We start from the raw sequence: 5129 nt of genomic DNA on the forward strand, positions 1-5129 counted from the left end.
GTCCCCGGGCGGCTCCGCCCGGGGACCGGCCTCCCGACGACCACCGCGGTTGACCGCCTCGCCGGTCGGCCGCGGTGATCCAGGCCTAGGAGGCCCCGCTCTTCACACCTCGGAGGAAGTCGGACCAGGCGCCGGCGGTGTACTCGACGTGGCCGAGAGGGCGGTTCCGGGTGTCACGCACCAGCACCCGCTCCCCCTCCGCCACCTCCACACAGCTTCCCTGTCCCGAGCTGTGGCTGCTCTTGTGCCACACGTGCCTGTCGAGGCCATGCTCAATCATCAATGCCCTTCCTGACCTTCCTGACCAGTTCGACGGAGGCCGCCATCGGCAGCGCCTCGGCTTGCAGGAAACCGAAGATGGTCATGCACTTCTGCACGGTATCCAGGTCATCGATCAACACCTCGCCGGCCGTGTACTCGGCTGAGGCCAGGGCCGGCCTGTCGGGGAAGGTGTAGATCCGGAACGGGCCGGCCGTCCCGTAGTGGCTCCGAACATCCGTCGGCACGACCTGGAAGCGGATCTTTCCCCTCTCCGCAAGCTCGAGCACGCGATCCAGCTGGGCAGCCTGAATACTTTCGTCCCCTATCGCACGACTCAGGACGAACTCCTCGACCACGATGGTCACCAGTGGGGAGCCGTCCTTCGCCAGGAGGGACCGGCGGCCCGTGCGGGATGTGACCATCTGCTTGACCTCGGTGTCGGAGGCCCACGGCAGAGCGTCCCTGATGGCCGCCCGGGCATAGGCGTCCGTCTGGATCAGCCCCGGGACGAGCTGGCACTGGTACTCCCTCAGCTCAGAAACCCGCTGTTCGATTTCAGGAACCTGCTCGTACCACTTTGGGAGATTTTCAGGCGTTTCCGTATTCTCGTACACCCGGACGAGGCGGCCGTTCGCATTGAGCGCGCGATCGAGGGCGAGCGCCTGCGCCGCGCTCATCCCCCGAATGCCGTTCTCCCACGCCGACACCTGGGCGGGAACGACCCCGGCGTGGGGCGCCACGTCCTTCTGCCGCAGGTTCGCACCCGTGCGCAGGGCCCGCAGCTCACCGCCCACCTTGCGCCATTTGGCCTTGCCGCGCTTCTTCTCCATGTCCGCCCGATCGCCCGAGGGGAAAACCAGTGGGACCACACTGCCGTAGACCTGCAACCGGCAACAACCGATTCCCTGATCGCGCACCAACCTGGTTGTTTCCCTTTCCCTCCCGGCCGGGACGGTCCATTGTGTTTCCTATGGGCCGGACCCCATCCGCACCGCCGACGTCAGGGCAGCTCACAACCGGCCCTCCACCAGTCGGGAACTCTCGGGCCCCGCATTTCGGAGGCCCCGAAACGGGGATTCAAGTGGGATCAGTGATCCGTATGGAGCAACGGCGGGACAACCAGGTGGAGAGCGGCGCCCCTCCGCGCCTCCCCCGGAGGACCACCGATCCCCGCGACCGCGCGGCCATCCTGGTGGAACCGGATCCCGTGGGCATCGGCCACTCCCTCACCCTCGCGGGGGTCCCGGAGACGGCCTCGATCCTGCGCCGGCGGCTCGCCTCGCTCGCCTCGCTGCCGCCCCGGTCCACCGAACTGCTCCAGTGCCTCGCCTCGGAGCTGTTCAACAACGCGATCACCCACTCGCTGAGCGGCGCCGAGGGCGGCGAGGTCGTCGTCACCCTGCACCGGCTCCGGGGCCGGGTCCAGGTCAGGGTCACCGACCAGGGACCGCGCACCGAGGGCGCCGCCTCCCCGCACGTGCGCCCCCTGGCCCCGGACCGGGTCGGCGGCCGGGGCCTGCGCCTGGTCGCGTTGCAGTCCGATCGGTGGGGCACGCTGCACGAGGACGGACGGACCACCGTGTGGTTCGAGCTGGACCGCCCCGGAGCCCCCACAGCGCGCCACCCCTCCGCCCCCGGGGCCGCGGAGGCACGCGGGACCATCAGGGGCGCCGGGACCTCCGAGGCCACGAGGACCGCCGGGCCCGTGGGAGCCGCGCCTCCCGGGCCGGCGTCCCCCGCCTCCGACAGCGGTGGCGGCCGGTGAGGGCGGGCAACGGCCGCGCCCCCGGAACGGACGCCCAGGGAGGCAGGACGACGGGAGGCGGGGAGGCGGGCTGGGGCTGACGCGGGCGCCGCCCCGGCGAGGCCCCGCCCCGACCGGGACGCCGCCGCGCCCCCGGGCCACACCCGCGACCGGTGGGCGCCGACCGGGGCGAACAAAAAAACCACTGTGTCCAAAACGACCAAAAGTCATCCTTCCAGGCAATCCGTAGGACATGCTCACGCAACCGAAGCGAAATGCGACCGGCGACACGTAGACGTGTAACGGCCGCCACTGCCCGCCTCGGGAGGTCCGCCGGCCCGCGAGCGCCCGCACGCGCCGCGGACCGGTAGCAACGGAGAGAGCCAACCCATGAGCATGCAGCGCATCCTGCGCGTCGGCGGCGCGGTCGCGGCGGCCGTCGTCATCGGCGCCGCGGCGGTCAACGCCTCGTCGACCGGCGGCGACGGCGGCGAGGCCGTGCGCAGCCGCCTCACCACCATCGTGCCCGCCGCTCCCGGCGGCGGCTGGGACCTGGTCGGACGCGAGGGGCAGAACGCCCTCCGCGAGGGCGGCATCGTCGCCAACAACCAGGTCGTCAACGTCCCCGGCGCGGGCGGCACCATCGGGCTCGCGCAGGCGGTCCGCCAGGAGGGCCGCGCCAACACGCTGATGGTGACCGGCACGGTCATGATCGGCAGCATCATCGTCAACAACTCCTCGCACGACCTCCGGGACGTCACCCCCATCGCCCGGCTGGCCGACGACTACGAGGTGATCGTGGTCCCCGCCGACTCCCCCTACCAGGACATGGGCGACCTGGCCGAGGCCTGGCGCGAGGACCCGGGCGGCATGGCGGTCGGCGGCGGCTCCCTGGGCGGCACCGACCACCTGCTGGCCGGACTCGTCGCCTCCGAGGTCGACGTCGATCCCCGCGACGTCAACTACATCGCCTTCTCCGGCGGCGGCGAGGCGCTGACCTCGCTGCTGTCGGGCAGCGTCGACGTCGGCATCAGCGGCTTCAACGAGTTCAGCGACCAGATCGAGGCGGGCAACGTGCGCGCCCTGGGCGTCTCCGCGCACGAGCGCGTCGAGGGCATCGACGTCCCGACGCTGGCCGAGCAGGACATCGACGCGGTCCTGCCCAACTGGCGCGGCCTCGTGGCCCCTCCCGGCATCACCGAGGCCGAGCGGGCCGAGCTGACCGAGATCGTCACCGAGATGCACGACACCCCGGAGTGGGCGCAGACCCTGGAGCGCAACCGCTGGGACGACACCTTCCAGACCGGCGCGGAGTTCGAGGAGTTCCTCGCCCTGGAGACCGAGCGCATCAACACCATCACCGAAGAACTGGGCCTGTCTTGAGTACCGACGCCACCACCCCCGCACGGGCCACGGAGCCCGACGCCCCGCCCCGGCCGCCCTGGTGGCAGGGCAGGTCCGAACTGCTGGTCGCCGCCCTGGTGCTGGGCATCGCCGGGTTCATCGCCGTGCAGACCGCCGCCATCCCCGTGCCGACCGGCACCGAGCCGCCCGGCCCGCGCTTCTTCCCGACCCTGGTCGCGGTCTTCATGGGCGCCGTCGGCCTCGCCCTGGCCGTGCAGGTCGTCCTGCGGCCGGCCCGCCCCGCGCAGGCCGCCGAGCAGGCCGCCGAGCAGGCCCCGGGCGCCGACGCCGCCGAGACCGGCGAGGACGCGCCCGTGCGCATCGACTGGCGCTGCCTGGGCATCGTCGTCGCCACGATGACGGTGTTCATCGCCATCCTCCAGCCGGTGGGATGGCTCCTGTCCGCGGCACTGCTGTTCTTCGGGATCGCCTACGCCCTGGGCAGCCGCCGCCTCCTGTTCGACGCGGTGCTGTCCCTGACGTTCTCCTCCCTCATCCAGCTCGCCTTCGTCGCCGGCCTCGGCCTGAACCTGCCGGCCGGAATCCTCGGAGGCATCTTCTAGATGGACGTCGTCGACAACCTCATGGCGGGGTTCGCCAACGCGCTGAGCCCCGAGTACCTCTTCCTGGCCCTGGTGGGCGTCGTCCTCGGCACCGCCGTGGGCGTGGTGCCCGGCCTGGGCTCCTCCATGGCCGTCGCGCTGCTGCTCCCGGTCACCTTCCACCTCGACCCCACCGGCGCGTTCATCATGTTCGCCGGCGTCTACTACGGCGGGCTGTTCGGCGACTCGACCGCCGCCATCCTCATGAACACGCCCGGGCAGGCCTCGGCCATCGCCACCGCCATCGAGGGGCACAAGATGGCGAGGCGCGGTCGGGCGCCGCAGGCGCTGGCCACGGCGGCGATCGGAGCCTTCATCGGCGCGATCGTGTCCACGGCGCTGGTGGCGTTCTTCTCCCCGGTCATCGTGGAGCTGGCGCTCCGATTCGGTCCGGCCGAGTACTTCGCGCTCACGGTCTTCGCGTTCGTCGCCACGTCCGCCGTGGTCTCGAACTCGGCCGTACGCGGCTTGATCGCCCTGGGCATCGGCCTGGCCATCTCGATGGTGGGCATCGACAGCCTCAGCGGGGCCGAGCGCTTCACCCTGGGCGTCCCCCAGCTCTTCGAGGGCTTCAGCATCATCACCGTGACCGTGGCGCTGCTGGCCGTCGGCGAGGTGTTCCACGTGGCCGCCACCGCCCACGCGGGCGGCGGGGTCGGCGGCTCGCTCCGACGCGCCGGCACTCCGTGGCTGGGCCGCGCCGACCTGCGGCGCACCTTCCCGGCCTGGATGCGCGGCACCCTGTTCGGCCTGCCGTTCGGGTCGATCCCGGCGGGCGGCTCGGAGATCCCGACCTTCCTGGCCTTCGGCGCCGAGCGCAAGCTCGCCGCGCGGCGCGCCCGGCGCGGCACCGGCGAGGACGAGTTCGGCAACGGGGCGATCGAGGGCGTGGCCGCCCCGGAGGCCGCCGCGAGCGCGACCGCCGGAACCGCCATGGGCACCCTGCTGGGGCTGGGGCTGCCCACCTCGGCCACGGCGGCGATCATGCTCGCCGCCTTCCAGCAGTACGGCATGCAGCCCGGGCCGCTGCTCTTCGAGCGCAACGCCGACCTGGTGTGGGCGCTCCTGGCCAGCCTGTTCATCGGCAGCGTCATGCTGCTCATCCTGAACCTGCCCTT

At 71.9% G+C, this 5129-nt stretch carries 6 protein-coding genes; 4 read left to right on the forward strand and 2 right to left on the reverse strand.

All coding sequences use genetic code 11. The annotated features are described in order from the left end of the window. Positions 1–85: 85 nt before the first annotated feature. Together ACWGL3_RS30775 and ACWGL3_RS30780 are read right to left on the reverse strand one after the other, a co-directional pair. Positions 86–280 (reverse strand): DUF397 domain-containing protein, encoded by a 195-nt coding sequence (locus ACWGL3_RS30775; RefSeq protein ID WP_267947543.1) that lies wholly within the window; start codon positions 278–280, stop codon positions 86–88. Next, the gene (locus ACWGL3_RS30780) at positions 273–1178 is read right to left on the reverse strand and encodes a helix-turn-helix domain-containing protein (RefSeq protein WP_452462095.1); all 906 of its coding nucleotides are present in this window, start codon (positions 1176–1178) and stop codon (positions 273–275) included. The genes ACWGL3_RS30775 and ACWGL3_RS30780 overlap by 8 nt, the downstream gene beginning before the upstream one ends. 182 nt (positions 1179–1360) lie before the next feature. On the opposite strand from ACWGL3_RS30780, the gene ACWGL3_RS30785 reads away from it, so the two are divergent. The 4 genes from ACWGL3_RS30785 to ACWGL3_RS30800 form a co-directional block, all read left to right on the forward strand. Beyond that, complete coding sequence (locus ACWGL3_RS30785) at positions 1361–2026, forward strand: ATP-binding protein (RefSeq protein ID WP_267947541.1); 666 nt, start codon at positions 1361–1363, stop codon at positions 2024–2026. A gap of 369 nt (positions 2027–2395) precedes the next feature. Then, complete coding sequence (locus ACWGL3_RS30790; RefSeq protein ID WP_267947540.1) at positions 2396–3388, forward strand: Bug family tripartite tricarboxylate transporter substrate binding protein; 993 nt, start codon at positions 2396–2398, stop codon at positions 3386–3388. Next, complete coding sequence (locus ACWGL3_RS30795; RefSeq protein WP_452462096.1) at positions 3385–3972, forward strand: tripartite tricarboxylate transporter TctB family protein; 588 nt, start codon at positions 3385–3387, stop codon at positions 3970–3972. Before ACWGL3_RS30790 ends, ACWGL3_RS30795 begins: the two co-directional genes overlap by 4 nt. Next, on the forward strand, positions 3973–5129 hold a 1157-nt coding region (locus ACWGL3_RS30800; protein WP_452462097.1), incomplete at its 3' end, for a tripartite tricarboxylate transporter permease. It lies immediately after the preceding gene.

It is taken from the genome of Nocardiopsis sp. NPDC055824 (assembly GCF_053616335.1).

Coding starts and splice junctions, on each gene's coding strand:
- ACWGL3_RS30775 (WP_267947543.1), bottom strand. CDS start 280: ATGATTGAGCATGGCCTCGACAGGCACGTGTGGCACAAGAGCAGCCAC.
- ACWGL3_RS30785 (WP_267947541.1), top strand. CDS start 1,361: ATGGAGCAACGGCGGGACAACCAGGTGGAGAGCGGCGCCCCTCCGCGC.
- ACWGL3_RS30790 (WP_267947540.1), top strand. CDS start 2,396: ATGAGCATGCAGCGCATCCTGCGCGTCGGCGGCGCGGTCGCGGCGGCC.